General features: G+C 61.7%; 31 protein-coding genes and 1 pseudogene. 18 read left to right on the forward strand and 14 right to left on the reverse strand.

Annotated elements, in window-relative coordinates; all coding sequences use genetic code 11:
- Positions 1-18 precede the first annotated feature (18 nt).
- The 3 genes from MOV76_RS15475 to MOV76_RS15485 form a co-directional block, all read right to left on the reverse strand.
- Positions 19-972: an acetyl-CoA carboxylase carboxyltransferase subunit alpha gene (locus MOV76_RS15475; RefSeq protein ID WP_018448126.1), complete on the reverse strand. Its 954-nt coding sequence runs from the start codon at positions 970-972 to the stop codon at positions 19-21.
- A gap of 62 nt (positions 973-1,034) precedes the next feature.
- Positions 1,035-1,988 (reverse strand): site-specific tyrosine recombinase XerD, encoded by a 954-nt coding sequence (xerD, locus tag MOV76_RS15480; protein WP_113543687.1) that lies wholly within the window; start codon positions 1,986-1,988, stop codon positions 1,035-1,037.
- A 5-nt stretch (positions 1,989-1,993) separates the two neighbouring features.
- Positions 1,994-2,170: a hypothetical protein gene (locus tag MOV76_RS15485; RefSeq protein ID WP_047620350.1), complete on the reverse strand. Its 177-nt coding sequence runs from the start codon at positions 2,168-2,170 to the stop codon at positions 1,994-1,996.
- 148 nt (positions 2,171-2,318) lie between these two features.
- On the opposite strand from MOV76_RS15485, the gene MOV76_RS15490 reads away from it, so the two are divergent.
- Genes MOV76_RS15490 through MOV76_RS15500 form a run of 3 tightly spaced genes read left to right on the forward strand, consistent with a single transcriptional unit; the run spans position 2,319 to position 5,346 of the window.
- Complete coding sequence (locus tag MOV76_RS15490) at positions 2,319-2,909, forward strand: shikimate kinase (protein ID WP_018448124.1); 591 nt, start codon at positions 2,319-2,321, stop codon at positions 2,907-2,909.
- Positions 2,906-4,036, forward strand: coding sequence for a 3-dehydroquinate synthase (gene aroB / locus MOV76_RS15495; RefSeq protein WP_168299373.1), 1,131 nt, complete (start codon positions 2,906-2,908; stop codon positions 4,034-4,036). The genes MOV76_RS15490 and aroB overlap by 4 nt, the downstream gene beginning before the upstream one ends.
- Complete coding sequence (locus MOV76_RS15500; protein WP_047620352.1) at positions 4,036-5,346, forward strand: HlyC/CorC family transporter; 1,311 nt, start codon at positions 4,036-4,038, stop codon at positions 5,344-5,346. Before aroB ends, MOV76_RS15500 begins: the two co-directional genes overlap by 1 nt.
- 57 nt (positions 5,347-5,403) lie before the next feature.
- Here MOV76_RS15500 and MOV76_RS15505 read toward each other — a convergent pair whose 3' ends face one another.
- Positions 5,404-5,688, reverse strand: coding sequence for a BolA family transcriptional regulator (locus tag MOV76_RS15505; RefSeq protein WP_018243805.1), 285 nt, complete (start codon positions 5,686-5,688; stop codon positions 5,404-5,406).
- Positions 5,689-5,790: 102 nt separating this feature from the next.
- Here MOV76_RS15505 and MOV76_RS15510 point away from each other — a divergent pair, with 102 nt between their 5' ends.
- The 5 genes from MOV76_RS15510 to MOV76_RS15530 all read left to right on the forward strand — a co-directional run bounded on the left by MOV76_RS15510 (position 5,791) and on the right by MOV76_RS15530 (position 11,396).
- Positions 5,791-6,408, forward strand: a complete 618-nt coding sequence (locus MOV76_RS15510; protein WP_018243804.1) for a J domain-containing protein — start codon at positions 5,791-5,793, stop codon at positions 6,406-6,408.
- A 310-nt stretch (positions 6,409-6,718) separates the two neighbouring features.
- Positions 6,719-7,711, forward strand: coding sequence for a cobaltochelatase subunit CobS (cobS, locus tag MOV76_RS15515; protein ID WP_018243803.1), 993 nt, complete (start codon positions 6,719-6,721; stop codon positions 7,709-7,711).
- Between the two features lie 12 nt (positions 7,712-7,723).
- On the forward strand, positions 7,724-9,625 hold the full coding sequence (gene cobT / locus MOV76_RS15520; protein ID WP_247264822.1) for a cobaltochelatase subunit CobT: 1,902 nt from the start codon (positions 7,724-7,726) through the stop codon (positions 9,623-9,625).
- 23 nt (positions 9,626-9,648) lie between these two features.
- Complete coding sequence (locus MOV76_RS15525; RefSeq protein WP_247264823.1) at positions 9,649-10,686, forward strand: esterase-like activity of phytase family protein; 1,038 nt, start codon at positions 9,649-9,651, stop codon at positions 10,684-10,686.
- Between the two features lie 143 nt (positions 10,687-10,829).
- Entirely contained in the window at positions 10,830-11,396 is a 567-nt protein-coding gene (locus tag MOV76_RS15530) for an AAA family ATPase (protein WP_028734278.1), read from the forward strand.
- Between the two features lie 6 nt (positions 11,397-11,402).
- Here MOV76_RS15530 and MOV76_RS15535 read toward each other — a convergent pair whose 3' ends face one another.
- Both MOV76_RS15535 and rpmB read right to left on the reverse strand, forming a co-directional pair.
- Positions 11,403-12,038 carry a VUT family protein gene (locus MOV76_RS15535; RefSeq protein WP_018243799.1) on the reverse strand — a complete coding sequence of 212 codons (636 nt, stop codon included), beginning with the start codon at positions 12,036-12,038 and terminating at the stop codon, positions 11,403-11,405.
- Between the two features lie 112 nt (positions 12,039-12,150).
- Positions 12,151-12,447, reverse strand: coding sequence for a 50S ribosomal protein L28 (gene rpmB, locus MOV76_RS15540; protein ID WP_018243798.1), 297 nt, complete (start codon positions 12,445-12,447; stop codon positions 12,151-12,153).
- Positions 12,448-12,690: 243 nt separating this feature from the next.
- Between rpmB and MOV76_RS15545 the strand changes: the two genes are divergently transcribed.
- The gene (locus MOV76_RS15545; RefSeq protein ID WP_018448115.1) at positions 12,691-13,473 is read left to right on the forward strand and encodes a DUF3108 domain-containing protein; all 783 of its coding nucleotides are present in this window, start codon (positions 12,691-12,693) and stop codon (positions 13,471-13,473) included.
- A gap of 30 nt (positions 13,474-13,503) precedes the next feature.
- Complete coding sequence (locus tag MOV76_RS15550; protein WP_247264824.1) at positions 13,504-14,394, forward strand: DMT family transporter; 891 nt, start codon at positions 13,504-13,506, stop codon at positions 14,392-14,394.
- Positions 14,395-14,397: 3 nt separating this feature from the next.
- Here the strand turns inward: MOV76_RS15550 and MOV76_RS15555 are convergent, their stop codons facing one another.
- Both MOV76_RS15555 and gloB read right to left on the reverse strand, forming a co-directional pair.
- Entirely contained in the window at positions 14,398-14,820 is a 423-nt protein-coding gene (locus tag MOV76_RS15555; protein WP_247264825.1) for a cupin domain-containing protein, read from the reverse strand.
- Positions 14,820-15,590 carry a hydroxyacylglutathione hydrolase gene (gloB, locus tag MOV76_RS15560; protein ID WP_130718074.1) on the reverse strand — a complete coding sequence of 257 codons (771 nt, stop codon included), beginning with the start codon at positions 15,588-15,590 and terminating at the stop codon, positions 14,820-14,822. Before gloB ends, MOV76_RS15555 begins: the two co-directional genes overlap by 1 nt.
- 53 nt (positions 15,591-15,643) lie before the next feature.
- Here gloB and MOV76_RS15565 point away from each other — a divergent pair, with 53 nt between their 5' ends.
- The 4 genes from MOV76_RS15565 to MOV76_RS15580 all read left to right on the forward strand — a co-directional run bounded on the left by MOV76_RS15565 (position 15,644) and on the right by MOV76_RS15580 (position 19,106).
- Complete coding sequence (locus MOV76_RS15565) at positions 15,644-16,435, forward strand: class I SAM-dependent methyltransferase (protein WP_018448111.1); 792 nt, start codon at positions 15,644-15,646, stop codon at positions 16,433-16,435.
- Between the two features lie 225 nt (positions 16,436-16,660).
- Positions 16,661-17,758, forward strand: coding sequence for a histidinol-phosphate transaminase (hisC, locus tag MOV76_RS15570; protein WP_197729101.1), 1,098 nt, complete (start codon positions 16,661-16,663; stop codon positions 17,756-17,758).
- Positions 17,755-18,678: a prephenate/arogenate dehydrogenase family protein gene (locus MOV76_RS15575; RefSeq protein ID WP_018243792.1), complete on the forward strand. Its 924-nt coding sequence runs from the start codon at positions 17,755-17,757 to the stop codon at positions 18,676-18,678. Before hisC ends, MOV76_RS15575 begins: the two co-directional genes overlap by 4 nt.
- Before the next feature lie 8 nt (positions 18,679-18,686).
- Positions 18,687-19,106 (forward strand): GNAT family N-acetyltransferase, encoded by a 420-nt coding sequence (locus tag MOV76_RS15580; protein ID WP_130718070.1) that lies wholly within the window; start codon positions 18,687-18,689, stop codon positions 19,104-19,106.
- 105 nt (positions 19,107-19,211) lie between these two features.
- Here the strand turns inward: MOV76_RS15580 and MOV76_RS15585 are convergent, their stop codons facing one another.
- Positions 19,212-20,228: a DUF2125 domain-containing protein gene (locus MOV76_RS15585; RefSeq protein WP_112905391.1), complete on the reverse strand. Its 1,017-nt coding sequence runs from the start codon at positions 20,226-20,228 to the stop codon at positions 19,212-19,214.
- A 51-nt stretch (positions 20,229-20,279) separates the two neighbouring features.
- Here MOV76_RS15585 and MOV76_RS15590 point away from each other — a divergent pair, with 51 nt between their 5' ends.
- A complete protein-coding gene (locus MOV76_RS15590; RefSeq protein ID WP_247264826.1) occupies positions 20,280-20,822 on the forward strand; it encodes a gamma-glutamylcyclotransferase in 543 nt (180 codons plus the stop codon).
- A gap of 87 nt (positions 20,823-20,909) precedes the next feature.
- Here MOV76_RS15590 and MOV76_RS15595 read toward each other — a convergent pair whose 3' ends face one another.
- From MOV76_RS15595 to ftsE, 4 genes are all read right to left on the reverse strand, one after another.
- Positions 20,910-21,707, reverse strand: coding sequence for a 1-acyl-sn-glycerol-3-phosphate acyltransferase (locus MOV76_RS15595; RefSeq protein ID WP_247264827.1), 798 nt, complete (start codon positions 21,705-21,707; stop codon positions 20,910-20,912).
- A gap of 182 nt (positions 21,708-21,889) precedes the next feature.
- On the reverse strand, positions 21,890-22,600 hold the full coding sequence (locus tag MOV76_RS15600; RefSeq protein ID WP_130718064.1) for a YdcF family protein: 711 nt from the start codon (positions 22,598-22,600) through the stop codon (positions 21,890-21,892).
- Positions 22,601-22,673: 73 nt separating this feature from the next.
- Positions 22,674-23,687, reverse strand: coding sequence for an ABC transporter permease (locus MOV76_RS15605; RefSeq protein WP_018243786.1), 1,014 nt, complete (start codon positions 23,685-23,687; stop codon positions 22,674-22,676).
- The gene (gene ftsE, locus MOV76_RS15610; RefSeq protein ID WP_003543317.1) at positions 23,680-24,339 is read right to left on the reverse strand and encodes a cell division ATP-binding protein FtsE; all 660 of its coding nucleotides are present in this window, start codon (positions 24,337-24,339) and stop codon (positions 23,680-23,682) included. The genes MOV76_RS15605 and ftsE overlap by 8 nt, the downstream gene beginning before the upstream one ends.
- A gap of 205 nt (positions 24,340-24,544) precedes the next feature.
- On the opposite strand from ftsE, the gene MOV76_RS15615 reads away from it, so the two are divergent.
- From MOV76_RS15615 to MOV76_RS15625, 3 genes are all read left to right on the forward strand, one after another.
- Positions 24,545-25,198 (forward strand): hypothetical protein, encoded by a 654-nt coding sequence (locus MOV76_RS15615; protein ID WP_247264828.1) that lies wholly within the window; start codon positions 24,545-24,547, stop codon positions 25,196-25,198.
- 134 nt (positions 25,199-25,332) lie between these two features.
- A complete protein-coding gene (gene hpt / locus MOV76_RS15620; protein ID WP_003567049.1) occupies positions 25,333-25,875 on the forward strand; it encodes a hypoxanthine phosphoribosyltransferase in 543 nt (180 codons plus the stop codon).
- Between the two features lie 116 nt (positions 25,876-25,991).
- Positions 25,992-26,351, forward strand: coding sequence for a response regulator (locus MOV76_RS15625; protein ID WP_003543311.1), 360 nt, complete (start codon positions 25,992-25,994; stop codon positions 26,349-26,351).
- Positions 26,352-26,592: 241 nt separating this feature from the next.
- Here MOV76_RS15625 and MOV76_RS15630 read toward each other — a convergent pair.
- A pseudogene (locus tag MOV76_RS15630) lies at positions 26,593-26,880 on the reverse strand (DUF4175 family protein); the annotation flags it as partial.
- Positions 26,881-26,947 lie beyond the last annotated feature (67 nt).

Below are 26,947 nucleotides of genomic sequence, written 5' to 3' on the forward strand. Positions count from 1 at the left end.
CGAAGAGCCGAATGTCTGTTAGAGATTGCGGCCCATTGCGAGGAATTTCTGCCGGCGGTCGTTGCGCAACTGCTCGCCGGAACGGGACGCCATTTCGGCCAGGGCATTGGCGATCATATCGCCGGTCGCGGCAATGACGCTGTCGGGATCGCGATGCGCGCCGCCGAGCGGCTCGGAAATGATGCCGTCGATGATGCCGAGCGATTTCAGGTCTTCAGCGGTGATCTTCATGTTGGTCGCCGCTTCCCGGGCGCGGGTGGAATCGCGCCAAAGGATGGAGGCTGCCCCTTCGGGCGAGATGACGCTGTAGATCGAATGCTCGAGCATGTAGACCCTGTTGCCGGTGGCAATGGCGATGGCGCCGCCCGAGCCGCCTTCGCCGATGACGACGGAGACGAGAGGAACCTTGACGCCGAGACACATTTCCGTCGAGCGGGCAATCGCCTCGGCCTGGCCGCGCTCTTCGGCGCCGACGCCGGGATAGGCGCCTGCCGTATCCACCAGCGAAATCACCGGCAGGCCAAAACGATCGGCCATTTCAAGAATGCGGATCGCCTTTCGGTAGCCTTCCGGACGGGGGCTGCCGAAATTGTGCTTGATGCGGCTCTTGGTGTCGTTGCCCTTTTCCTGGCCAATGACGGCGACCGGCTGGCCGCGAAAGCGGGCAAGGCCTGCCTGGATCGCTGCATCCTCGGAAAACTTGCGGTCGCCGGCGAGCGGCGTGAATTCCTGGAACAGCGTCTTGGCGTAATCGACGAAATGCGGGCGCTGCGGATGGCGGGCGACCTGCGTCTTCTGCCAGGGATTGAGCTTGGAGTAAATTTCGACGATCGCCTCACGGACGCGAACCTCCAGCCGGCCGATCTCATCGGTGGTGTCGATGCTCTCGTCTTCCGTCGCGAGCTTCTTCAGCTCGATAATCTTGCCTTCGAGGTCGGAGATCGGCTTTTCGAAGTCGAGATAATTGTGCATGAGGTGCGTTTCCGTTCCTTGTGCCCGGGGCGTTTTCCTGGCTCCGCCCCATGTCGCCGGTCCTATTCGTGCTTTTTCGCCTGTTTGGCAAGGGGGTGATGCGTCTGGACAAGCTGCTGCAGCCTCTCTTCGAGGACATGTGTGTAGATCTGCGTGGTCGAAATGTCCGAATGGCCGAGGAGTTCCTGTACGACGCGCAGATCGGCGCCGTTGGCCAGCAGGTGGCTGGCAAAGGCGTGGCGCATGACATGCGGCGAGATCAGCGACGGCGTCAGGCCGGCGCGGATCGCCAGGTTCTTGAGGTCGCGGGCAAAAACCTGGCGCGGCAGATATCCCTCCTTCGAGGCGGAGGGAAACAGCCAGGCGCTTTCCGGCGGTTCCTTCGCTGCTGCATTTTCGGTCGCCAGCAGGCGCCCGTAGGATTTCAGGGCTGATATCGCCGATTGCGACAGCGGCACCAGCCGTTCCTTGTTGCCCTTGCCGCGGATCATCAGGAAACGGCCTTCCTGATCGAGCACGCGGGCAGGAAGCGAAACGAGTTCGCTGACACGCATTCCGGTGGCATAGAGCAGCTCCAGCAGTGCCAGCATGCGCAGGCGGTGCAACTGGCCCGGAGCCGCATCCTCCGCCTCGGCCTCGGCCTGCGAAAGTAACCTGCCGACCTCCTCGACACCCATCGTCTTCGGCAGCGGGCGGCCCTTCTTCGGCGCATCGAGAATGCCTGTAGGGTCGTCGGTCCTTAGGCCCTCGGCATAGAGGAACTTGTAGAACTGCCGCATGGCCGCAAGCCGGCGCGCCTGCGAGGAGGGTTTGAAGCCCTTTCCGGCGAGTGAGGAGAGATAGGCGGCAAGATCGGCGGAGGCGGCTTCGGTAAGCCGTATGCTGCGCTCCTTCAGGAAGGATCTGACATCGTCGAGATCGCGTTCATAGGATTGCAGCGTGTTGGCGGCAGCACCCCGCTCGGCGCTCATCATCTCCAGGAAGGATTCCACATGGACGCGACCGAGATCCACCATGCCGGTCATTTCCTGGTCGTGTCGATCGCACCCGTGGCGGGCGGATTGACCCGCTCGGACGGAATGCGGATCGTCACGTCGCGCTGCTGCGGCTCCACGAAGGTCACAAGCGCCAGCATCGCTCCGTAGACCGTCCCGGCGAGGATCGCGCAGGCGAACAGGAAACGGAACAGGGTCGGCATTCAGCAACTCCTTCATGCTCTGCTTCTGTTATAAGAAGCCTATCTGCAAGTGCAAGAAGCGGTATTCAAGCCATGATTCCCTTGTCCGCGACTTGACGCTCCACCTGCATTTGTCGATACCGTTTGCAAACAAAGTGTGAATGGACCGATGAGTGAACAACTGCTGACCGTTGCTGACAGCTTGAAAGACAGAGCTCGCGCCGCGCTCGGTTCACGCAATCTGATCCTTGTCGGCCTGATGGGCGCCGGCAAATCCTCCGTCGGCCGCATCGTCGCCAGCCAGCTCGCCATTCCCTTCATCGACAGCGATCTGGAGATCGAGCGGGTGTCGCGCATGACGATCGCCGAGCTTTTCGCCGCCTATGGCGAGCAAGAGTTCCGGGCGTTGGAAGCGCGGGTGGTGAAGCGGCTGCTAAAGAGCGGGCCGCGTGTCGTCTCCACCGGCGGCGGCGCCTTCATCAACGACCGGACGCGCAAGCATATCAAGAAGGGCGGCCTTTCCGTCTGGCTGAAGGCCGATCTCGACGTGTTGTGGGAGCGAGTCAACAAACGCGACACGCGGCCGCTGCTGAAGACCGAAAATCCGAAGCAGACGCTGGAGGGCCTGATGAATGCGCGCTATCCGATCTATGCGCAGGCCGATATCACCGTGCTTTCGCGCGACGTGCGCAAGGAAATCATGGCCGACGAGGTCTTAAAGGCCGTGATCGAAGCTCAGAAGGAAAGTGCAGCGTCATGAATGCGATAACCTCCGCCTCCGCCATCCGAACGGTGCATGTGCCGCTCGGCGAGCGCGCCTACGACATCCTGATCGGGCCGGGGTTGATTGCGCGAGCCGGCGCCGAGATCGCCACCCGGCTCAAGGGCCGCAAGGCGGCTGTTGTCACCGACGAAAATGTCGCGCCGCTCTATCTCAAGGCCCTCGTCGCAAGTCTGGATGAAGCGGGTATCGCCTCGGCTGAGGTCGTCCTGCCGGCCGGCGAGAAGACCAAGAGCTTCGAACATCTGATCACAGCCTGCGACAAGGTGCTCGAAGCCCGCGTCGAGCGTAACGATTACGTCATCGCGCTCGGCGGCGGCGTCATCGGCGATCTTTCGGGATTTGCGGCCGGCATCGTCCGCCGCGGCGTGCGCTTCGTCCAGGTGCCGACTTCGCTGTTGTCGCAGGTCGATTCCTCCGTCGGCGGCAAGACCGGCATCAATTCCCGCCATGGCAAGAATCTGATCGGTGTCTTCCATCAGCCGGACCTGGTTCTGGCCGATACAGATGTGCTGAATTCGCTGAGCGCGCGCGAATTCCGCGCAGGTTACGCCGAGGTCGCGAAATACGGGCTGATCGACAAGCCGGATTTCTTTGCCTGGCTGGAAGCGAACTGGAAGGCGGTTTTTACCGGCGGCTCCGCGCGCATCGAGGCGATTGCCGCGAGCTGCCAGGCGAAGGCCGATGTCGTCGTTGCCGACGAGCGCGAGAACGGTCAGCGGGCGCTGCTCAATCTCGGCCATACTTTCGGGCATGCGCTGGAAGCGGCGACCGCCTATGACAGCTCCCGCCTCGTGCATGGCGAGGGCGTTTCGATCGGCATGGTGCTGGCGCATGAATTCTCCGCACGGATGAACCTTGCAAGCCCCGACGATGCCCGGCGCGTCGAGCGGCATCTGAAGGAGGTCGGCCTTCCGACCCGCATGTCCGATATTCCAGGCGACTTGCCGCCGGCCGAAACGCTGATGGACGCGATCGCCCAGGACAAGAAGGTCAAGAGCGGCAAGCTTACCTTCATCCTGACACGCGGCATCGGTCAGTCCTTCGTCGCCGACGATGTTCCCGCGTCCGAAGTGATCAGCTTTCTCCGGGAAAAACGCGCCTGATGTCGATCGAAGGCGCTCTGGCATTTCTCGAGACATACTGGCCGGAGATCCTTTCGATCACGGCGCTCGTGCTCATGTCCGCCTTCTTTTCCGGCTCCGAGACCGCGCTGACCGCCGTTTCACGCAGCCGTATCCATACGCTCGAAGTCAACGGCGACGAACGCGCCGGCCTCGTCCGGCAGTTGATCGAGCGGCGCGACCGGCTGATCGGCGCGCTGCTCATCGGCAACAATCTCGCCAACATCCTGTCCTCCTCGATCGCCACCAGCCTCTTTCTCGGGCTGTTCGGCAGTTCCGGCGTGGCGCTGGCGACACTCGCGATGACCGTCATCCTGGTTATCTTCGCGGAAGTGCTGCCGAAGAGCTGGGCGATTTCGGCGCCTGAGCGCTTCGCTCTCGCCATCGCGCTGCCGGCCAAGCTCTTCGTCACCGTCGTCGGCCCGGTTTCCTCCTTCGTCAATGCGATCGTGCGGCAGATTCTTTCGCTGTTCGGCATCAATCTGTCACGAGAGACATCGATGCTGACGGCGCATGAGGAGCTGCGTGGCGCCGTCGACCTGCTGCACCGCGAGGGATCGGTGGTGAAGGCCGACCGCGACCGCCTCGGCGGCGTGCTCGATCTCAGCGAACTCGAACTGTCCGACATCATGGTCCACCGCACCGCGATGCGGGCGATCAACGCCGACGATCCGCCGGAAGCGGTGGTACGCGTCATTCTCGAAAGTCCCTATACGCGCATGCCGTTGTGGCGTGGCACGATCGACAACATCATCGGTGTCGTTCATGCCAAGGATCTGCTGCGGGCGCTTGCCGAGCCGAACATGGAGCCGCAGAACCTCGATATCGTCAAGATCGCGCAGAAGCCGTGGTTCGTGCCCGACAGCACCAACCTCGAGGATCAGCTCAACGCCTTCCTGCGCCGCAAGCAGCATTTCGCCGTCGTCGTCGATGAATATGGCGAAGTGCAGGGCATCGTCACGCTGGAGGATATTCTCGAGGAAATCGTCGGCGACATTTCCGACGAGCACGATATCGAGATACAGGGCGTGCGTCAGGAGGCCGATGGTTCCGTCGTCGTCGACGGCGGCGTGCCGATCCGCGATCTGAACCGCGCGCTCGACTGGAGCCTGCCCGACGAGGAGGCGACGACGATTGCCGGCCTCGTCATCCATGAATCGATGACCATCCCGGAAGAGCGCCAAGCCTTCACCTTCTACGGCAAGCGTTTTATCGTCATGAAACGGGAGAAGAACCGCATCACCAAGCTGCGCATCCGTCCCGCCGGGGAAGACGGTACAAAGCCCACCTGAAGACGCGCGGCGCTGTAGGATTGCGGGCCGCCAATGCCTATATAGGCTTTGGTGCCGCTACCAGCGGGTCGGTTCGCCGGGTGCTGCCGGTTCGACGGCCAGCGCATGCAGGCCGGCATCGAGCTCCGGTTTCAACAGGTCGGTGATTGCCCGGTGGCGCGCCAGCCGCGACATGCCGGCGAATTTTCCGGAAACGATCCTCACCCGCATATGGGTTTCGCCGGTGCCGGTGATATCAGGCTGGTGGCCGGCATGCAGATGGCTTTCGTCGATGACGCTTACGCGTTCGGGCGCGAAGGCTTCGACAAGTTTTTCTTCGATGCGGGTTCGCAGGGTCATCATCCGGTCTTGCTGGTTCGCGAAAAGGGTACCTACCAAGCCAGCAACATTCCCGTTTGTCAATTCTTGTTGTCGCTTCGCGACAGCCCCATAATTAGCGCCGTCATGAGACTTGATTCCAAATATTTCGATCGCATCCGAACACGCCGCAAACGCGAGCAGGAGACAGAGCAGGCGCCGCCTACCTGTCAGTGGGACGGCTGCGACAAGAAGGGGGCGCATCGCGCTCCCGTCGGCCGCAATGCGGAAGGCCAGTTCTTTTTGTTCTGCTTCGAGCACGTCAAGGAATACAACAAGGGCTACAATTATTTCTCCGGTCTTTCGGACGGCGAGATCGCGCGATACCAGAAAGAGGCGATCACCGGCCACCGGCCGACATGGACGGTCGGCGTCAACAAGGCGGCGAAGGACAGTCCGCTGCATTCGGAGGTGCGCTCCGGTGCCTATACGCGTGTTCGCGATCCCTTCGGCTTCGTCAAGGAAGGCGGCAAGGGCAGCGGGCCGCGTTTCCCCCAGGCGCGCAAGCTGAAATCGCTGGAAACCAAGGCCTTCGAAACGATGGGGCTCGACGCCAATGCGACATCGGCGGAGATCAAGAGCCGCTACAAGGAGCTGGTGAAGAAACACCATCCGGATGCCAATGGCGGCGACCGCGGCTCGGAGGAGCGTTTCCGCGCCGTCATCCAGGCCTATCAATTGTTGAAGCAGAACGGTTTTTGTTAATTCCCGTCCTTGCTCTTGGGCTTCAATCGGGTATGGTCCAAATCGGCTGAGGCCGCAGGCAAACGCGGCTCATATTTGTGCGTTTTCCCGACATCGCCTCCGCCGACCTTCCGGACGCGGCGTTTCTTGTCCGGGACTCTTTCAAGAATGCTCGCACGCGGTCATTATCCCGCCGAGGTTTCGTTTCAGTCCCGGAGAAGCATCGCCGACGTTCCGACCTGGACGGGCGCGGAATAAAAAACGCGGCGTCACGGTTGCGACATGGCCTGAGACAGTATGGCCGGGTGGCATCACCCGCCTTGGAGACATGATGAGCAAGATCGACCTTGATATATCCGAACTGCCCGATACCACCGTTTCGGTCCGCGAGACCTTCGGCATCGATTCCGATATCCGCGTTCCCGCCTACAGCAAGGGCGACGCCTATGTGCCGGACCTCGATACCGACTACCTGTTCGACCGCGACACGACGCTCGCCATTCTCGCCGGCTTCGCCCATAACCGCCGCGTGATGATCTCCGGCTATCACGGCACGGGCAAGTCCTCGCATATCGAGCAGGTGGCGGCGCGGCTCAACTGGCCTTGCGTGCGCATCAACCTCGACAGCCATGTCAGCCGTATCGATCTCGTCGGCAAGGATGCAATCGTCGTCAAGGACGGGCTGCAGATCACCGAGTTCAAGGATGGCATCCTGCCCTGGGCCTACCAGCACAATGTGGCGCTCGTTTTCGACGAATATGATGCCGGCCGCCCCGATGTGATGTTCGTCATCCAGCGCGTGCTCGAATCCTCCGGCCGCCTGACGCTGCTCGACCAGAGCCGCGTCATTCGGCCGCATCCGGCCTTCCGTCTGTTTGCGACTGCGAACACGATCGGCCTCGGCGACACGACCGGCCTCTATCACGGCACGCAGCAGATCAACCAGGCGCAGATGGACCGCTGGTCGATCGTCACCACGCTGAACTACCTGCCGCATGATCACGAAGTGAATATCGTCGCCGCCAAGGTGAAGAGCTTCGGCAGCGACAAGAACGGCCGCGAGACGGTTTCGAAGATGGTGCGCGTCGCCGACTTGACGCGCGCGGCCTTCATGAACGGTGATCTGTCCACAGTCATGAGCCCGCGCACGGTCATCACCTGGGCCGAAAACGCCGAGATCTTCGGCGATCTTGCCTTCGCCTTCCGCGTCACCTTCCTCAACAAGTGCGACGAGCTGGAACGCCCGTTGGTCGCCGAGCACTATCAGCGCGCCTTCGGCGTCGAGCTGAAGGAAAGTGCCGCCAACATCGTTCTCGGGGCTTGAGACCGACCGATCATGGCAGCTCGCGGTGACAATTCGAAAGCAAAACCCGGCGCGCCTGTCGACGTCGAGCCATTGCGCCGGGCGATAACCGGCTGCGTGCGCTCGATCGCCGGCGACGGCGATGTCGAGGTGACCTTCGCCAATGAACGGCCGGGGATGACCGGCGAGCGCATTCGGCTGCCGGAACTTTCCAAGCGGCCGACGGCGCATGAGCTGGCGGTCACCCGCGGGCTCGGCGATTCGATGGCGCTGCGCCTTGCCTGCCATGACGAGAAGGTGCATGCGTCGATGGCGCCGCAGGGCTCGGACGCCCGGGCGATCTTCGATGTGGTCGAGCAGGCGCGCGTCGAATCGATCGGCGCGCTGCGCATGGAGGGCATGGCGTCGAACCTGCGCTCCATGACGGAAGAGAAATATTCCAAGGCGAATTTCACCGGCATCGAGCGCCAGGAAGACGCACCGGTCGGCGAAGCCGTCGCGATGATGGTGCGCGAGAAGCTGACCGGCCAGCGCCCGCCCGGCTCCGCCGGCAAGGTGCTGGACCTCTGGCGCGACTTTATCGAGGACAAGGCAGGGCCTGAACTCGACAACCTGTCGAGCGCGATCAACGACCAGCAAGCCTTTGCCAAGGTCATCCGCAACATGCTGTCGGCCATGGAAATGGCCGAGGAATACGGCGACGACGACAGCGATGCCGACAATGACGATCAGTCGGAGCAGGAAGACCAGTCGAGCGGCGACGAGCAGGACCAGGACGAGGTCGACGAGGATGCCGGCACGGATGCCGCCCCTGTCGAGGACAGCGAGGTCGCCGACGAGCAGATGGAGGACGGCGAGACCGAAGGCGCCGAAATCTCCGATGACGACATGATGGAAGAAGGCGAGGACGATTCGGAAACGCCGGGCGAGACCCGCCGTCCAAACACGCCTTTCGCCGATTTCAACGAAAAGGTCGATTATCACGTCTTTACCGAAGAGTTCGACGAGATCATCACCGCCGAGGAACTCTGCGACGCCGCCGAACTGGAGCGCCTGCGCGCCTTTCTCGACAAGCAGCTGGCGCATCTGCAAGGTGCGGTCGGCCGTCTCGCCAACCGGCTGCAGCGTCGCCTGATGGCGCAGCAGAATCGCTCCTGGGATTTCGACCTGGAAGAGGGTTATCTCGATCCGGCCCGGCTGCAGCGCATCATCATCGACCCGATGCAGGCGCTTTCCTTCAAGATGGAGCGCGACACCCAGTTCCGCGACACCGTCGTCACCCTGCTCATCGACAATTCCGGCTCGATGCGCGGCCGGCCGATCACGGTTGCCGCCACCTGCGCCGATATTCTCGCCCGCACGCTGGAGCGCTGCGGCGTCAAGGTCGAGATCCTGGGCTTTACGACCAAAGCCTGGAAGGGCGGGCAGGCGCGTGAGAGCTGGCTCGCCGGCGGCAAGCCGCAGACGCCGGGCCGCCTCAACGACTTGCGCCATATCATCTACAAGTCGGCCGACGCGCCGTGGCGGCGCGCGCGCGCCAATCTCGGGCTAATGATGCGCGAGGGCCTGCTCAAGGAAAATATCGACGGCGAGGCGCTGATCTGGGCGCATAATCGCCTGCTCGCGCGCCGCGAGCAGCGCCGCATCCTGATGATGATCTCGGACGGGGCGCCGGTCGACGATTCGACGCTGTCGGTCAATCCGGGCAATTATCTGGAGCGGCACCTGCGTGCCGTCATCGAACAGATCGAGACGCGCTCGCCTGTCGAGTTGCTGGCGATCGGCATCGGTCACGACGTGACGCGCTATTATCGCCGCGCCGTGACGATCGTCGATGCGGATGAGCTTGCCGGTGCGATGACCGAGCAGCTTGCTTCGCTGTTCGAAGACCAATCCGTCCAGCCGCGCGGCGGCCGGCTACGCCGTGCCGGCTGACGCGGCTCAAAGGAAATGCCTGCATGACGCTTAAGCGCCTCTGCCATACGGCGTCGATTGTTCTTTGTCTCGCGTCAGGCGCTTTCCCGTCGTTGGCCGGTGACGACGTGCCGGTCATTAGCCGGCAAATCTCCGATTTCAGGATCGGCTCTTCGGAGACGAAATTCGGATCGCTGGAATTTGTCGGCGGGCTGGAGATGGTCTCCAGCAGAGCGCTGTTCGGCTCGCTCTCCTCCATTCGTTTCCGGCAGGACCAAAAAAATTTCGTCGTCGTGCTCGATACCGGCCAGTGGCTGACCGGCAGCATCGAACGTGACGTCAAGGGCAGGCTTTCCGGCCTTTCGGATGTCGAGATCACGCCGATGAAGAACAGCGCCGGGCGCAGCTTCGAGGGCAAGGGGCATATGGATGCCGAGGGCCTGACGCTCGATGGCGACCGGATCCTGGTTTCCTTCGAGCAGGATCATCGCGTCGATGTCTATCCGGATCCCGGCTTTGCCGATTCGGGCGCGATCGCCACTTTGCCGATCCTCATCCCGCGGAAGATGCTGAGCGACAATCGCGGCATCGAGACCATCACCGTGGCGCCGGCATCGAGCCCGCTTAGGGGCGGCGTGGTCATCGTCTCCGAACGTGGTCTCGACAATGACGGCAACCGGTTGGCGGCCATTCTCAGCGGGCCGCTGAAAGGGCGTTTCGCGGTTAAGCGGGACGGCAGCTTCGACATCACTGACGGCGCCTTCCTGCCGAACGGCGACCTGCTGCTGCTGGAGCGTCGCTTCAACATGGCCGAAGGCATCGGCATGCGTCTTCGGCGCATCCGGGGCGCCGCTATCAGGCCTGGCGCCGTCGTTGAGGGCGAATTGCTGCTGGAAGGCAATTTCAACTCGCAGATCGACAATATGGAAGGGCTCGATGCTTTCCAGGCTGCGGACGGCGCGACTCATATCATTCTGGTCTCGGACGACAATCATTCGATCCTGCAGCGCAATCTGATGCTGGAATTCCGGCTTTCGGAAGAGGCCGCGTGGGCAGCGCCGAGTTCCCAGAAGCGGAATTGATCCAAGCCATCGGCCCGAAAATCGGAATCGATTTTCGGAAAGCACGATGCCTAGATTCACGTCAGACCGATGTCCTATGCCTCGGCTATCCCGCCGCTATCGGCCGGCTGCCGTATCGGGAAGCAGTCTTTGGAGGGAGATTCATGGTGCATATCCACGTCCTGGGCGCGTCCGGTTCCGGCACGACATCGCTTGGCCGCGCGCTTGCCGAAAGGCTCGATATCGCCCATCTCGACACCGACGATTTCTTCTGGATGCCGACCGATCCGCCGTTCACGACGCCGAGGAATGCCGACGAGCGCATCCGGCTGCTGCTCGAGGAAGCGGCGCGGCACGACGGCTGGGTCCTCTCCGGATCGGCGCTGAAATGGGGAAGGCCGATTGAGCCGCTCTACGATCTGATCGTGTTCCTCAGGATAGACCCCGAGCTTAGAATGGCGCGCATTCTTGCGCGGGAGCTTGCCCGCTACGGCAGCAGAATCGGGCCCGGCGGCGACATGGCCGCAAAAAGCGGGGAATTCCTGGAATGGGCGGCCAGCTATGACACGGCCGGTACCGAGCGCCGCAGCCTTGCGGCACATGAACAATGGCTGGAAACACAGACAGCGCCGGTGCTGCGGCTCGATTCATCGCTTGGTATCGACGATCTGGCGGCGGAGGTGCTGCTGCATCCTGCCATCGCCGCCGGTGCAGTCCGGCGGCGTCCGTAATCTAAATCAGCTGGCGCGAGCGGCCTGCATCGGCCGCAGCACGTTCATCAGCGCACCATAGGGCAGCAGCATGACGAGGCCGACGATCATCTTTACGGCGAAATCGCCGATCGCCCAGGAAATCCAGCGTGGTGCCTCCGTGGCGAAGACGCCGAGGATAGGGGCTGCTTCCAGCGCGAAGGGATCGTTCGGGCCGAGGAGGACGAAAAACGCAGCGAAGGACAACGAGAAGAACATCACCGTATCGAGCGCCGAGCCGATCAGCGAGCCGACCAGCGGGGCGCGCCACCAGGCCTGGCGGCGGAGGCGGTTGAAGACGGCGATATCGAGCAGCTGGCCGGCGAGATAGGCCGAGCCGGAAGCGATGGCGATGCGCGGCACCGAAGTAAAGAAGGACAGCGTCACGCCGACGACGAAGCCGGCAAAGACGACCTTGCGGGCTGCCTGCGGGCCGAACTGGCGGTTGGTCAGATCGGTGATCAGGAAGGCGATCGGATAGGAGAAGGCGCCCCAGGTCAGGATGTCGGCAAGGTTGATGCCGGCGACTTCGGCGTTCAGCGGAAACTGGACGAGGAAGTTGGAGGCGACGACGACGAGCGTCATCAGCGCGACATAGGCGATGGTATAGCGGTTCTTCAGCATTTTTTTATCCTGGGTGATGCCACCAGTTGGAGGAGCAAACCGGCAAAGCAAAAGGCTTGTCCGGTATTATCCGTTCAAGCCTTTTGAAGCCGTATGAAAGAAGGGCAGAAGCTTACGCAGCAGCGGCTTCGGCGGTCTTCTTGGCGATCTGACGGCGCAGCAGGCGCGCGCGCATCGACAATTCGTTCTCGCTGGCCTTCAGCAGGAAGGCATCGAGGCCGCCACGATGCTCGACGGAACGAAGAGCGGCAGCCGAAACGCGAAGACGATAACGCTGGTTGAGAGCGTCGGAAATCAGCGTTACCTGGCACAGGTTCGGCAGGAACCGGCGCTTGGTCTTGTTGTTGGCATGGCTGACATTGTTACCAGTCAGGACGGCCTTGCCGGTCAATTCGCACACGCGGGACATGGAACACCTATTCTTGTTTTTCTCGGGCCATCGAATTGCCATTCCCGGCAAAGCCAGGCGCGCAATCCAACGGGCATGATTGGAAAGTTGCGGTTCTATAGTCAGACAGGCCGCGCGCGTCAAGCCAAACCTTGGCCTTTCCCGCAATTCTGTCAAAAAGCTGCTGTTTTCTTCCCTTCACGGCAGGAGTATAGAGCGCTCAGCAAGGGCCTGCCAGCGCGCAGCAAGACAAGGCTTTTTTCCATGGCTCATTCGGGCAGACGGATTTTCATTTCGGCCATCGCCGCACTTCTTGCCATACCGGCATCTGCGGCCGAAATCCAGCATCGGACGGAATACCGTGTGGCGCTCGCCGGCCTGCCGATCGCGCGCGCGGCGTTCCTGACGCAGATCGAGGACGATCACAGCTACAAGATCGCCGGCGACATCAATTCCTCCGGTCTTGCCGATCTCATCACGACGATTTCGGCGAAGACCAGCGTCACCGGGGTCGTGCGCAATGACAGGCTGCAGGCGCTGAAGTACTCACTCTACTACAAGAGCGGCAAGAGGAAGGCCCGCGTCTACGAGGTCAGTTACCGCAACGGCAACATCATCTCGGCGACGACGACACCGATGCCGAAGCGTCCGAAGAACTGGATCGACGTCACGCCACGCGACATGCGCTCGGTGCTCGATCCGATCTCCGGCCTGGTCTTCACCGGCGATACCAAGGTCTGCTCGCAGACGCTGCCGATCTTCGACGGTGAGACACGCATGGATCTGGTGCTGTCGCCGAAGGGCGACGAGGATTTTTCCACCAATGGCTTCAAGGGCAAGGCTGTTGTCTGCGGCGTGCGCTTCGTGCCGCGCTCGGGCTACAAGAAGGGCCGCAAGGACATTGACTATCTCAGCAAGAGCGACCGCATGGAAATCTGGTTTGCCAAGTCGGACGCGGCAAATGTATACGCTCCTGTCTATGTGCGCATTCCAACCGAATATGGAATGGTGACGATCACTGCCGTCAAATACGGCAGCAACAGCTGACGGGGCTTCTGTCTCCGTGAAGGGGGACAGGTGAAGCTTCGCGCGACGTTGATCGGTTTTACGGCCATCCTGATGTGGTCGTTCCTGGCGCTGTTGACGGCTGCCTCCGGCAAGATGCCGCCGTTCCAACTTTCAACCATCTGCTTTGCGATCGGCAGCATTCCCGGCCTCGTCGTGCTTATCCTCAACCCCGCGCGGCTGGCGCTGCTGAAGCAGCCGGCCAAGGTCTGGGTGACAGGTATTTCAGGGCTTTTCGGGTATCATTTCCTCTACTTCACTGCGCTCCGGAACGCTCCGGCGGTGGAGGCGGGGCTGGTCGCCTATCTCTGGCCGCTGTTGATCGTCGTCGGTTCGGCGCTGCTGCCGGGCGAACGGCTGCGCTGGTATCACCTGGCGGGTGCGCTTGCCGGGCTTTGCGGCACCTTCCTGATCGTCGGCCGCAACGGTATCGATTTCGACGGCGCCTATGCCGTCGGTTACGGCGCGGCGTTTCTCAGCGCTTTCACGTGGTCCGGCTATTCGCTGCTGACGCGCCGTTTCGACGCCGTCTCCACGGATGTCGTCACCGGCTTCTGCCTTGCGACCTCCATGCTGTCGCTCTTCTGCCATCTCGGCCTGGAGACGACTGTCTGGCCGGAAACCCGTTTCGAATGGGTCGCCGTCATCGGGCTCGGCCTGTTTCCGGTCGGGGCGGCCTTCTATGTCTGGGATTACGGCGTCAAGAACGGCGACATCCAGATCCTCGGCGCGGCAAGTTACGCAGCACCGCTCCTTTCGACGCTTATTCTGGTGCTGTTCGGGTTTGCCGAGCCGAGCTGGCGCATTGCCTTGGCTTGCCTGCTGGTGACCGGCGGGGCGGTGCTGGCTGCCCAGGAGATGTTTCGCCGTAAAATTCCGGCGCAGTCCGCGGCCGCGGAATAGGCTTCACCTGCCGGGCTTCCAATCGGGCGGCGCCATCTCGAAGCTTGAAAATTCGAAGCCGGGTGAGACGGTGCAGCCGACCAGGGTGAAGTCGCCGAGAGTTTCGGCCGATTGCCACCAATTGGCGGGAATGATCGCCTGCGGCCGCTCGCCGGCAGGAAGATTCGTTCCGAGCGTCAGGGTCTCGCTTGCCGTTCCGTCTTCCGAGCGGTGCAGCGAGAGCGGCGCGCCGGCGTAATAATGCCAGACCTCGGCCGCATCGTGGACGCGATGCCAGTGCGAGCGCTGCCCGCTGGTCAGCAGATAATAGATCGCCGTCGAGTGGCCGCGTTCTCCGCCCGCCGGATCGCGGAATGTCTGCACGTACCAGCCACCTTCGGGATGCGGCTGCATGCCGAGTTCGCCGATGATGTCCTCGGGCGACATCAGAAATTGTCCTTGCGCTTGCGGATCTCAGCAAAGACTTCCTCGTTCGTCTTGCCTTCCATCAGCAGATTGCGGCGGATCACCGGGTCGGCGGCGCGCAAGAACGGGTTGGTTTCCTTTTCCAGCCCCAATGTCGTCGGGATGGTGAATTTGCCGTCGGCGCGCAAGGCTTCGATCTCGGCGGCGCGGCTCTTGAGGCGCTCATTGTCGGGATCGACGGTCAGCGCGAAACGGGCATTGGACAATGTGTATTCATGGCCGAAATAGACGGCGGTCTCATCGGGCAGAACGGCGAGCTTCTGCAGGGAATGCCACATGTCGGCAGCCGGGCGTTCGAACAGCCGGCCGCAGCCCAGCGCAAACAGCGTGTCGGCGGCAAACAGCAGCTTATCGTCGACAAAATGATAGCAGATGTGGCCGGCGGTGTGGCCGGGCGTCTCGATGACGTTGACCGTGTGATCGCCGAAATGGAAGCTGTCGCCATCGGCCATCGTCCGATCGAGGCCGGGAATGGCGATGGCCTCGTTGATCGGGCCGATGATCTCGCAGCCGAATTGCTCCTTCAGCGCCAGATTGGCGGTGACATGATCGGTGTGATGATGTGTGGTGAAGATATGGGTGATTTTCCAGCCGCGACGTGTCGCCGCTTCCAGGATCGGCGCCTCCTCCGGTGCATCGATCGCCGCGGTAAAACCTGTCTCCGGATCGTGCACGAGAACGCCGAAATTGTCGGTGCGGCAGAGAAAAACGTCTAATTCCAAAGGTTTCATCGTCCAATAATCCCTTATCCCAGGAGTCTCGCGGAAATGTAGAGGTTCCGGCCTTGAAGTCCAACCGCCCGCTGATAACATTTGTCGCAATGCACGCCGATATCGTCGACCTACGCCAATTCTATCACTCCGAGCTTGGACGTCTTGCCGAGCAGTCGATCGCCATGGCGCTGTCATCGCTCTGGGTGCGGCTGCCGCAGGAGCGCCTGGTGGGACTCGGTTATGCCGTGCCCTTCCTCGACCGTTTCCAGGCCGATACCGAGCGCACCTTCGCTTTCATGCCGGCCGGGCAGGGCGCGGTGAACTGGCCGATGGGCTCGCTCTCGACGACGGCGCTGATTTTCGACGAGGAACTGCCGCTGCCGGATTCCTCGATCGACCGGGTGTTGATGGTGCATTCGCTGGAATTCGCCGAAAGCCCGCGCGAGACGCTGAAGGAGCTCTGGCGGGTGCTGGCGCCGGGCGGACGGCTGGTCATCGTCGTGCCGAACCGGCGCGGCGTCTGGGCGCGCATGGAGCATACGCCCTTCGGTTCGGGCCGGCCCTATTCCCGCGGTCAGTTAACAAATCTGCTGCGCGAGACGAACTTCACCCCGGGCGCAACGGCTGAAGCGCTGTTCTTCCCGCCCTCGAAGCTCAGGACCATCCTGCGGCTTCGCCGCGCCTTCGAGCGGATCGGCCGAACATTGTGGCCGGCCTTCTCGGGCGTCATCATCGTCGAAGCGCAGAAGCGGCTCTATCAGGGGCTGCCGGTGGCGGCGCGGGCCTCCCGCCGCGTCTTCGTGCCGGTTCTCGCACCGCATGGCGTGCCGACCACACGCACTACAGCGCCGCGCGTCTTTTGAGACGCGCAAAGGACGCTGTAGCACTTTGAATTGCTGCATAATTTTGTCCTTAAATCGATTCCGATTTTAAGGAATTAAGCAGTAGATGACGTCGCTCCCGGCGGTCTCCAACTGCTTGTGTCACGCCCATACCTCTCGACAACAATCGCATTCCGCTTTAATGCCACTTGGTGTTTTTCAGCCCGGATTTCCGGCAATTCCAAGGTCGAACCCATGAGCGTTGAGATGAGCAAGCCCGTTCCGCGTCCCGGTATTCTCGATATCGCCGCCTATGTGCCGGGCAAGGAACATGCGCCGGGTGTTGCCCGCGTCTACAAGCTTTCGTCCAACGAAACGCCGCTCGGCGCCAGCCCCAAGGCAATCGAGGCCTTCAAGACGGTTGCCGACAATCTGGGGCGTTATCCTGACGGGCAGGCGATCGAACTGCGCGAGGCAATCGCCGCCGTGCACGGTCTCAATCCGGCAAACATCCTCTGCGGCAACGGTTCCGATGAGCTGCTCGGCCTGCTCTGCCATGTCTATCTCGGCGCCGGCGACGAGGGCATCATCACCGAGCACGGTTTCCTCGTCTACAAGATCCAGATCCTGGGCGCGGGCGCCACGCCTGTCGTCGTCAAGGAGAAGGACTGTACCGTCGATGTCGATGCGATCCTTGCCGCGGTGACGGAGAAGACGAAAATCGTCTTCATCGCCAATCCCGGCAATCCCACAGGCACCTATGTTTCCGTCAGCGAGATCCGCCGCCTGCAGGCCGGACTGCCGAAACATGTCGTCCTCGTGCTCGATGCCGCCTATGCCGAATATGTGCGCCGCAACGATTATGAAGCCGGCATCGAGGTCGTATCCTCCAATGCCAACGTGGTGATGACCCGCACCTTCTCGAAGGCCTATGGTCTTGCGGCGTTGCGCGTCGGCTGGATGTATGCGCCCGCCGAGATCGTCGACGCGCTGAACCGCGTGCGCGCGCCGTTCAACTTGAACGCGCCGGCAATTGCCGCCGCTGCCGCTGCCATCCGCGACCAGGCCTTCATCCAGCAGGCCGTCTCCTTCAACCAGATGTGGGTGGAGACGCTGACGCAGGCGCTCGAAGCGATCGGGCTGAAGGTGACGCCGTCTGTCGCCAATTTCGTCCTCATCCATTTCCCCGAGATCGACGGCAAGCGGGCCGCGGATGCCGACGATTTGCTGACGAGCCGCGGCTACATCCTGCGCGCCGTGCGCGGCTATGGCTTCGCCAATGCGCTGCGCATGAGCATCGGTCCTGAGGAGGCAAATCGCGGCGTGATTGCCGCGCTCACCGAATTCATGGGACATCAGGCATGAGCGTGCAGTTCGATCGGATTGCGCTGATCGGCATCGGCCTGATCGGCTCTTCGCTTGCCTACGACATCAGACGGCTTGGTCTTGCAAGGGAGATCGTTGTCGCCACACGCAGCCCCGATACGCTGAAGCGCGCGGAAGAACTCGGCCTCGGCGACCGCTACACGACGTCTTCGCAGGATGCCGTCAAGGATGCCGATCTGGTGATCGTCTCGGTGCCGGTCGGCGCCTCGGAAAGTGTGGCGAAGGAGATCTCGGGAAGCCTGAAGCCCGGGGCTGTTGTCACCGATGTCGGCTCCACCAAGGCTTCTGTCATTGCGCAGATGCTGCCGCATATGCCTGATAATGTGCATTTCATCCCCGGCCATCCGCTGGCCGGCACCGAAAAATCCGGCCCGGATGCCGGCTTTCCCGGCCTCTTCGAAGGCCGCTGGTGCATCTTCACGCCGGTCGCCGGCACCGACGAGACGGCGCTGAAGCGGTTGCGCAGCTTCTGGGAAGCGCTGGGCTCGAAGGTCGACGAGATGGATGCAGAGCATCACGACAAGGTGCTCGCCATCGTCTCGCACCTGCCGCATATCATCGCCTACAATATCGTCGGCACAGCCGACGATCTGGAGACGGTGACGGAGTCTGAGGTCATCAAATATTCCGCCTCTGGCTTTCGTGACTTCACTCGCCTCGCTGCCTCCGACCCAACCATGTGGCGCGACGTCTGCCTGCACAACCGCGATGCGATCCTCGAAATGCTGGCGCGCTTCTCGGAGGATCTCGCCTATCTGCAGCGCGCCATCCGCTGGGGCGAGGGCGACAAGATCTTCGAACTCTTCACCCGCACGCGCGCCATCCGCCGTTCGATCGTCCAGGCCGGCCAGGATGTCGACGCGCCTGATTTCGGTCGTCATGCGCTGGACAAGAAGTAGCCGCCGCGATGGTGGAGGTGGCACGTGCCGGCCGGGCGGATATCGACTGGCTGGTTCGCGAGGACGCCAGCTCCGGTGAGGCATGGGTATCGCGCTGCGTCGCGCTCGGCGAATATCTCCTTGCCTGGCAGGCCGGCGAGATCGTCGGCTTCCTGCGATTCTCCCGCTTCTGGGGCAGGGTTCCCTATATGGAAATGATCCGCGTCCTGCCCGAGCATCGCCGGTCGGGCGTTGGAACGGCGCTGTTTCTCGCCTGGGAAGAAGCCATGCGCGGCGACGGCGCCCGCCTGCTGATGACGTCGAGTGAATGCGACGAAAGCCGACCTCAGGACTGGCATTGCCGCAACGGATTTTGCGAAACCGGCGCCATCGAGCTGCCCGGCCTGCAATCGGTGCCGGAAGTCTTCTTCGTCAAGCGAATAGCCTGAAGCGCATCGCGTCGAACCGGAATCATGCGACGCGCTTCAGGCTTTTTCCTATTTGCTATGCATCCCGTTATCCCAAAACCGCTGGACACTTTTGGGCGAGATACATCAGATCGGCGGAATCCGGCCGAGCGGGATGAAACCACTGACGGTGGCATTGCCACGATCGACGACGAGATCGACGGAGACCTTGTCGCCGCCGCCGGCGAGCGCCTTCAAGAGCTTCGTTGCCGTGTTGACGGTCGAGGTGATATCCGGAAAGGCCTGTTTCAGGCTGTCGCCCCAGGGGCCGAGCTGTTCGATCTCCAGCTTGAATTTTCCCGAGAGGAAGCCCTGTTCGTCGAAGGAGAAGGGGCCGGTGAGCGTCATCACCTTGCCATCGCCGATGTCGGCGACGATGCGGCGCAGTTCACCGGTGGTGCCATTGAGGCCGCTTCGGTCGCTGCCGTCGATCAGGCCGGCCTTGCCGGCGACGGTCAGATCGATGCTGGCAGACATTTTGGGAAAGATCTGCGGCCAGTCCTTGATCGCCGTGTTGGCATCCTGCACGGAGATCGCGCCATCGAGATCGGCGCCGTTCTGGCGCAGATGGATTTCGGTCCGGGCGGCATCGAAGCTGATGGTCTGGCCGGTGTAGGAGGAGACGGCCATCGCCTTCAGACCCTCGATGACGGTCGAGCTGCGGTCGACGCCCTGCAGCCTGGTTGCAAGACTCGCCTGCAGGTTCGTCCATTGAGCCGAGATCGAAAGGCCGTTGGTGGTGCGGATCTCGGCCGGTGAATCGAGCTCCCAGACGATATTGCCGGGCGCGTAGACCTGTGCTGCCGAGCGCAGCGCGCCGAAGGTGGCGGAGACGCCGTTGACATTGTCGTCGACGTCGATCTTGGAGCAGAACAGGCCGATGCGGAAGGGATAGCCGCGGAATTCGATATCGGAGCATTCGCCGCTGACGCCTGCCTGATCGCGCGGCGCGATCGCCTTCAGCACCGTGGTCTTCAATGCTGACGCCGCATAGAACCAGCCACCGGTATAAAGCGCGATCACCAGGAGGACGCCTCCACCCAGCAACCAGAATTTCTTGCCGCTGCCGGATTGGCTGCTGCCGGATTGGCTTGACGCTGCCATGATGTTCTCCAATGGTGAATCGCAAATGTGGTTCCCGGTCTGGCGTGCGATATGGACGAATTTTGGGTATTTGGCTACGGTTCGCTGATGTGGAATCCGGGCTTCGAGTTCATGGAGCGGGCAGAGGCCCTGGTCTACGGCTACAGGCGTTCGCTTTGCGTCCGCTCCTTTGTCCATCGCGGCACCCGCGACAATCCGGGCCTGGTTCTCGGCCTCGACAGGGGGGGCGCCTGCCGCGGCATGGCTTTCCGCATTTCGCCTGAAAAATGGGATGAGGTGATCGATTATCTTCGCGCCCGCGAGCTGGTCACCAATGTCTACCTGGAACGCCGGGTGCGGCTGCAGCTTGCCGGCCGGCGCCGGGTGGAAGCGGTCGCCTACATCATCGATCGTGATCATGAGCAATATGCCGGCGCGCTGGATGCGGTTGCGGCCGCACGGGTGGTGAACGAAGCAGAAGGCCAGTCAGGTCCGAATGATGCCTATGTCTTCAATACGCTTGAGCATCTGAAGCAGATGGGCATTCGCGACCATTGGCTGGAGCAGGTCGTCAACGAAGTGGAGCGGCTGCGCGCCGTCTGCATAACTCCTTAAATCGGTATCGATTTAAGGAGTTATGCAGCCATTCAAAGTGCTGCAGGATCCTTTGCGGCTCTCGAAGAGACGCGTGGCGCTGCAATCTCAGGCCGTCGCAGCGTTCAATTTTCGCAGCTCCGCCAGCCTTTCTATCGCCGTCGGCGGGAGCGGCAGATGCGGATTTTGCGCGACGGTTTCGAGCAGAAGCTCGTCGCTTGCCCGCTCCGATACCTCGATCAGATGGGCGAAAAAGGCGTCCGGATCCATCCCCGGCATGATCGGCGGCAGGATCCTCACCTTGAAATGGCCGGGATAACGACGAATGCTCCGCCGCGGCCAGAAGAGGCCGGGATGCATGGCGACCGGCACGACGGGGAGGTTAAGGTCGCGGTACATCCGGGCGATGCCGTATTTATAGAGCGGCTCTGCGCCCGGCGGGCGGCGGGTGCCCTCGGGATAGATGATGAGCTGGCGGCCGGTCGACAGTTCTTCCTTCGTGCGTTTCAGCACTTCCACCATCACCTTGCCGCGGGCGCCGCGATCGACCGGGATCATGCGCTGTTTCTTCGCATACCAGCCGAAGAGCGGAATCCACATCAGCTCGCGCTTCAGGATGTAGACCGGATCCTTCAGCCAGGGCAGCAGCGCGTAGGTATCCCAGAAAGACTGGTGCTTCGGCGCCAGGATGTAACTGCCATCAGGCAGGTTCTCCAGGCCCTCGATCTCGAAAGTGGTGCCGACGATCACTCGCATCAGCCAGTGGTTGGAGCGCGCCCAGTTCTTCGGGATCGCATAGGCGATCTTGCGCGGCACCGCGAAATAGTAGGGTGAGAGCACGATCATCCGGATGATGAGGTTGGCATAGAAGATCGTGTTGAAGAGAACGGAACGCAGGGCGATCATGAAACTTTCCCGAGGCATGCTCACGCGACCGGCCTACACGATATTGCCGGTCATAAAAAGCATTTGATGACGCCCTGATGTAAAAGCCTCGCGGATAATCCCTTCCAAATATCGGAATCGATTTTCCGAAAGGATTATGCGCAACTTTTAAATCGATGGAGCGTCCTATCGGACGCGCGGCTCTATTGCTGACCGGACGCATTTGCCGAGCGCAGCCCGGTGTGGCGGCCGAAGCCGGTGATGTTGCGGGCGCCGGCCAGCAGCACTTTCGCATATTCGGCAAGCATGACGCGCATCGCATTCGGGTCGGTGAACCAGTTGCTGCTCTTCAAATCCGAATTGACCACGGGATAAGCGATGAACTCGATGTCGGGATCGACATAGGAGAGTTCGGCGAGGCTTCGCGGCATGTGGTAATTGTTGGTGACGATCAGAACGCTCCGGTATCCCTTGGCGTGGATCCAGTTCGAAGCCTCCTCGGCATTGCCGATCGTGTCGATCGCATCGTAGCCGATATCGACACAGCAGGAGAAGAGATCGGCCGAGCCTTGCGTCATCTTGCGGATCTGTGCCGGTGTCGTCGTCGGGTGGACGCCGGAAATGAGCAAGCGTTTGCCGGCACCCTTCTGCAACAGCTCCACGGCCTGGTCGATGCGCTGGTAGCCACCCGTCAGGACGACGATCGCATCCGCCTTCGGCTCGGCCGGCGGCCTGAGCGTCGTCACCGAATCGGCAAAACGCAGAAAACCGCCGAACACCAGGGCGATTGCCAGCAGGCAGGCAAAGCCGCCCCAGCGCAGCAGGCGGCGGATCGGCCCGCGCCGCGGCGGCAGACCCATCGGGCGATCAAGCTCCGGGCCCTGATGAATCGGGTTGGGTGTCGTATGTCCCATGGTCATGAATCGTGATTATACGCTGATTGCGGCGCAGAACAGACGCTTTCATGGCAAAACGGCCCGGTCACGATCAACTTCCGATGCCGTCGGTGCGTGTCGGGTCCGAGCGTAGTGTATCGATCTCGTAGATCGTCCGCATGACGGTCAGCCGCGCGGTGAAGGTGGTGAGGAGCGCGATGACAATCATCGTTGCAAAGATGCCGGCATAACCGAGCACGCCGACGGAGAAGGTGCCGAAAAGCGCGGTCGCCTGGTCCGTTTCCGGGGTGGCGAGGGTGCGGCTCTGCCAGAAACCGGCGGTGGCGAAGAAGAGAGCGGCAAGCGCGCTGCCGATCGCCGAGCCCTTCAGGCTGATCTTCAGGAAATGCTTCTGGAATTCGGTGGCGACGAAGGAGCTTTCGGCGCCGACGAAATGCAGCACTTCAACGACGTGACGATTGCCCGACAACGCGCCGCGCGTAGCGAAGACGACGGTAAGCACCATCGCCGTGAAAACCAGGAGCAGGATGCCGGTGCCGATCATCACAGTCGTGTGCGCCATGGACACCAGCCGGTCGACCCAGGTGCGGTGATCGTCGAGGCTGGCCTGCGGGATACTGTCCTTGAGCAGCGCTCGCATCGAATCAAAATCCGGCGGATTGCTCTCGTCGATGGTGATGATGACGAGACGGGGAACGGGCAGATCCTTGAGATCGAGACCGGGGCCGAGCCAGGGTTCGAGCAGGCGAGCGGTCGCCGCCTCGTCGACGATCTGGCCGCTCTTGGTGCCGACAAAGGTCAGCGCCAGGTCGCGCGCCTGGGTCAGCGCCTTCTCCATGTCGAGATTGTCGTCCGGCTTGATCTGAATGGTGATCTCGCGGGAGATCTGGCTCTCCCAACTTGCCGCCGTCGAGCGCACCATGCTGACGCCGCCGAGCGTCAGGCAGGCGAGAAAGGCCATGATTGATATCACCACCATCAACGCACTGCCCTGGATGTTGGAAGGCGGCAGGATCGGCGCGGTCGGACGCACGCGCAGTTCCGGCCGCTTCTGCTGGATCTTGGCCGACGCCTTCTCGGGGTTTCTGGACGGGGGCTCAGTCATAGATATCGAGATGCCCCTCTGAGAGGATCATGCGGCGGGCTTCCACCTGTTCCATCAGCGCCAGGTCATGGGTGGCGATCACGACCGCCGTGCCGAGGCGGTTCAGCTCGAGGAAAAGATTGAGCAGGCGCTTGGCCATCGGCGGATCGACATTGCCTGTGGGTTCGTCGGCCAGCAGCACTTCCGGCCGGTCCATCAGCGCCCGGGCGATTGCGGCGCGCTGCTTCTCGCCGCCGGAGAGCACGGGCGGCAACACATTGATGCGTTCGCCAAGGCCGACCCATTTCAACAGTTCCAGGACATCGGTCTTGTAGGAGCTCTCATCCTTGCCACGTACCCGTAAGGGCAAAGCGACATTCTCATAGGTTGTGAGATGGTCGAGGAGGCGGAAATCCTGGAAGACGATGCCGACGCGGCGGCGCAGAAGCGGCAGTTCGGGGCGGGGGATTTCGGAAATATCGCGCCCGAACATGCGGATCAGGCCGCGTGTCGGCTGCAGCGACATGAAAAGCATCCGCAGCAGCGACGTTTTGCCGGCGCCCGATGGGCCGGTCAGGAACTGAAAGGATTTCTTCGGAATGTCGAAGGTCAGGTCCCGGAGGATTTCCGGGCCCATGCCATAACGCAAACCGACATTCTCGAAGTGGATCAACGGGCAGCTCAGTCTGTTGTGGGTTTCACCGCACGACTTGTTAACCAACACCGTTAACAGCCGGTAAATTTTGCTGGAAAGACGCCCGTTTGATGGCGATCTTTGCGAAGCATTAACCATTAAAATTTACGACTGAGCAGGATTCGTTTCAATGCCAGATTTCTCCTAGCAACGAAACCATGTGGACATCTGCGAGGCAGCCACCATGGAAGCATCCTCCTTCAGTCGCCGGACGCCGGGCCAGGCCTATGATTTCCTGCCGCCGGAACCCGCCAACCGCCAGTACCGCTCGGCGCGACCTGCCGATATCTCCGACGCCGAATTCGTTACCCTCGGCAAAGTGCGGCCCAGGGAATTCAATGCAAGGAGTTATAACGACAACCGCAAGCGCATGGCTGCCGCACAGGCCGCACAGCCGGCGCTGATGCCGGCGATGGCTGCTTCCGTTCTGAGGACAGTGGAATCCTGGCTGCAGCGCGCGTCGATGCGGAGCTTCGCAGCGCTGGTGTTGGCGCTCGTCGTGCTCGTCTTCGGGCTTGCAGGTGGTTTTTCCGGCCTTTCCGGCGAGCGAGCCTATTCCGGAGCGCCGCTGCATTTCACCCATGTCACGGTGACGCCGCGTGATGCGAACGGCATGCGCGTTCTCGTCATCAACGGCATCATCGAAAATGAGAGTGGCACGACGCAGACGGTGCATCCGATCCGTGCCGATCTCGTGACCGACGAGCGGCTGACCGCAAGCATCGTCATCAACCCGCCGGCGGATGTGATCTATAGCGGCCAGAGCCGGGGCTTCTCGGCTCGCGTCCAGCATGCCGGCGGAAAAATGCCGGAGGCCCGGCTTTCCTTCCTGCCATAGATGTAACAGGACATGGAATGGCCGACTTTCCCGCCACAGGTCGCGCCAATCGCGTTAATTTCATAGCCGACGAGGCTGTTTCAGGCTCGCATATGTGCTAACGGCTTACCCTTCTTTTTATGGAGCAAGCCCTTATGCCTGTCGTGCGCGGAAAAAACATCGAGCCGCTCTTCACCGCCGAACAGATCGCCGAGCGCAATCATTCGATGGCGCGGGAGATCGCCAATGGCCCGACCAAGGACCTGCTCGTCATCGCCGTGCTGAAGGGCTCCTTCATCTTCGCCGCCGACCTGATCCGCGCCCTGCATGATAGCGGGCTTGCCCCGGAGGTCGAGTTCATCACCCTGTCGAGTTACGGCATCGGCACGGTTTCGCAGGGCGTGCGCATCGTCAAGGATATCGACAGCGACGTCCATGGCCGCGACGTTCTGCTGATCGACGATATCCTCGAATCCGGCCGAACGCTGCTCTTTGCCAAGGAACTGCTCTTCGAGCGTGGCGCGCGCAACGTCACGATCGCCGTGCTGCTCGACAAGCGCGTCAAGCGCAAGGAAAAGCTGGAGGCTGACTATGTCGGCTTCGAATGCCCCGACTATTTTGTCGTGGGCTACGGCATGGATGTCGCCTATGCCTTTCGCGAACTGCCCTTCGTCGGCGTGGTTACCGGGGACGCCTGAACTGTTGCCTTCAAGACGGGTTGTTAACCATCTCGTCCATCGCTTCGTCATCTTTACCGATCGAAAAGGAAAGTCTGGTGATTTCCGTCGCGGGGCTGATACGGAGCGATGCACATATGGCAAGAATTCTGATTACGGAAGACGAGGACTCCCTGCGGTCCTTCGTAGCCCGGGCCCTTAGGCTTGATGGCCACGAGACCGATGAGGCGGCCGATGGGGCCGAGGGCTTGGAGAAGCTCAAAGACGGGGTCTACGATCTACTGCTTTCAGATATCCGCATGCCCGTGATGGACGGCATTGAACTCGCCCATCAGGCAAAAGACGCTTTTCCTGGCTTGAAAATCCTGCTGATGACCGGCTATGCCGAACAGCGCGAACGGGCCGACGATCTTGCCGAAAAGATCATCGACGTCGTCGCCAAGCCATTCGCGCTTCCCGATATCCGCAAGGCAGTCGCCCGAGCGCTTGTCGCTTAGAGCCAGGATGCTGAAAAGCGTGATTTCGGGCGAAATCATGCTCCATTTCTTTGATTGAGATCACGATTCAGATTCTAAAGCGCGTCGCGATCTTTCAGATTCGCGCCTTGCGCTTTAGGTCTTTGTTTTTACGCAAGTCGTTATCGCAAAACCGCTGCACACTTTTGCGCGACATGCTTTAGGCCGGTTCGGCCTGGAATGATCTTGTTCTAACGCGCCTGCTGTCCATCGCGTTGCGGTGCTACTGGATGTCCAGCAGCCGCTCGAGATAGCGCCGTTCCATTTCCTGCGGCGGATTGTTGCCGAGCTTTTCCCGGATCGCGTCAAGGACTTCTCGCGCCCGCTGAACGTCGATTTCGTCGGGCACCTTCACGCTGTTGTCGCCGAAATCCGGCCCTTGGGTCCGGCGCGGCCGCCCGAGTGGGTCGCGGCCGTTCTGGTCGCCCTGGCCCACCTGGCCGTTCGGACCTTGACCCTGTTGGCCCTGCTGCGCCTGCATCATTTGGTTCATCATGTCGCGGGCTCCTTCAGTTTCGAGGTCAGCGGCAGAAAGCCGAGGCCAACAGCGGTCAGCGTGCCGGCAAGAGCGCGGATGA

The organism is Rhizobium sp. PRIMUS64 (genome assembly GCF_023006465.1).
Lineage (GTDB): Bacteria > Pseudomonadota > Alphaproteobacteria > Rhizobiales > Rhizobiaceae > Rhizobium > Rhizobium leguminosarum.

Coding starts and splice junctions, on each gene's coding strand:
- MOV76_RS15475 (WP_018448126.1), bottom strand. CDS start 972: ATGCACAATTATCTCGACTTCGAAAAGCCGATCTCCGACCTCGAAGGC.
- xerD (WP_113543687.1), bottom strand. CDS start 1,988: ATGGTGGATCTCGGTCGCGTCCATGTGGAATCCTTCCTGGAGATGATG.
- MOV76_RS15485 (WP_047620350.1), bottom strand. CDS start 2,170: ATGCCGACCCTGTTCCGTTTCCTGTTCGCCTGCGCGATCCTCGCCGGG.
- MOV76_RS15490 (WP_018448124.1), top strand. CDS start 2,319: ATGAGTGAACAACTGCTGACCGTTGCTGACAGCTTGAAAGACAGAGCT.
- aroB (WP_168299373.1), top strand. CDS start 2,906: ATGAATGCGATAACCTCCGCCTCCGCCATCCGAACGGTGCATGTGCCG.
- MOV76_RS15500 (WP_047620352.1), top strand. CDS start 4,036: ATGTCGATCGAAGGCGCTCTGGCATTTCTCGAGACATACTGGCCGGAG.
- MOV76_RS15505 (WP_018243805.1), bottom strand. CDS start 5,688: ATGATGACCCTGCGAACCCGCATCGAAGAAAAACTTGTCGAAGCCTTC.
- MOV76_RS15510 (WP_018243804.1), top strand. CDS start 5,791: ATGAGACTTGATTCCAAATATTTCGATCGCATCCGAACACGCCGCAAA.
- cobS (WP_018243803.1), top strand. CDS start 6,719: ATGAGCAAGATCGACCTTGATATATCCGAACTGCCCGATACCACCGTT.
- cobT (WP_247264822.1), top strand. CDS start 7,724: ATGGCAGCTCGCGGTGACAATTCGAAAGCAAAACCCGGCGCGCCTGTC.
- MOV76_RS15525 (WP_247264823.1), top strand. CDS start 9,649: ATGACGCTTAAGCGCCTCTGCCATACGGCGTCGATTGTTCTTTGTCTC.
- MOV76_RS15530 (WP_028734278.1), top strand. CDS start 10,830: ATGGTGCATATCCACGTCCTGGGCGCGTCCGGTTCCGGCACGACATCG.
- MOV76_RS15535 (WP_018243799.1), bottom strand. CDS start 12,038: ATGCTGAAGAACCGCTATACCATCGCCTATGTCGCGCTGATGACGCTC.
- rpmB (WP_018243798.1), bottom strand. CDS start 12,447: ATGTCCCGCGTGTGCGAATTGACCGGCAAGGCCGTCCTGACTGGTAAC.
- MOV76_RS15545 (WP_018448115.1), top strand. CDS start 12,691: ATGGCTCATTCGGGCAGACGGATTTTCATTTCGGCCATCGCCGCACTT.
- MOV76_RS15555 (WP_247264825.1), bottom strand. CDS start 14,820: ATGTCGCCCGAGGACATCATCGGCGAACTCGGCATGCAGCCGCATCCC.
- gloB (WP_130718074.1), bottom strand. CDS start 15,590: ATGAAACCTTTGGAATTAGACGTTTTTCTCTGCCGCACCGACAATTTC.
- hisC (WP_197729101.1), top strand. CDS start 16,661: ATGAGCAAGCCCGTTCCGCGTCCCGGTATTCTCGATATCGCCGCCTAT.
- MOV76_RS15575 (WP_018243792.1), top strand. CDS start 17,755: ATGAGCGTGCAGTTCGATCGGATTGCGCTGATCGGCATCGGCCTGATC.
- MOV76_RS15580 (WP_130718070.1), top strand. CDS start 18,687: ATGGTGGAGGTGGCACGTGCCGGCCGGGCGGATATCGACTGGCTGGTT.
- MOV76_RS15585 (WP_112905391.1), bottom strand. CDS start 20,228: ATGGCAGCGTCAAGCCAATCCGGCAGCAGCCAATCCGGCAGCGGCAAG.
- MOV76_RS15590 (WP_247264826.1), top strand. CDS start 20,280: ATGGACGAATTTTGGGTATTTGGCTACGGTTCGCTGATGTGGAATCCG.
- MOV76_RS15595 (WP_247264827.1), bottom strand. CDS start 21,707: ATGATCGCCCTGCGTTCCGTTCTCTTCAACACGATCTTCTATGCCAAC.
- MOV76_RS15600 (WP_130718064.1), bottom strand. CDS start 22,600: ATGGGACATACGACACCCAACCCGATTCATCAGGGCCCGGAGCTTGAT.
- MOV76_RS15605 (WP_018243786.1), bottom strand. CDS start 23,687: ATGACTGAGCCCCCGTCCAGAAACCCCGAGAAGGCGTCGGCCAAGATC.
- MOV76_RS15615 (WP_247264828.1), top strand. CDS start 24,545: ATGGAAGCATCCTCCTTCAGTCGCCGGACGCCGGGCCAGGCCTATGAT.
- hpt (WP_003567049.1), top strand. CDS start 25,333: ATGCCTGTCGTGCGCGGAAAAAACATCGAGCCGCTCTTCACCGCCGAA.
- MOV76_RS15625 (WP_003543311.1), top strand. CDS start 25,992: ATGGCAAGAATTCTGATTACGGAAGACGAGGACTCCCTGCGGTCCTTC.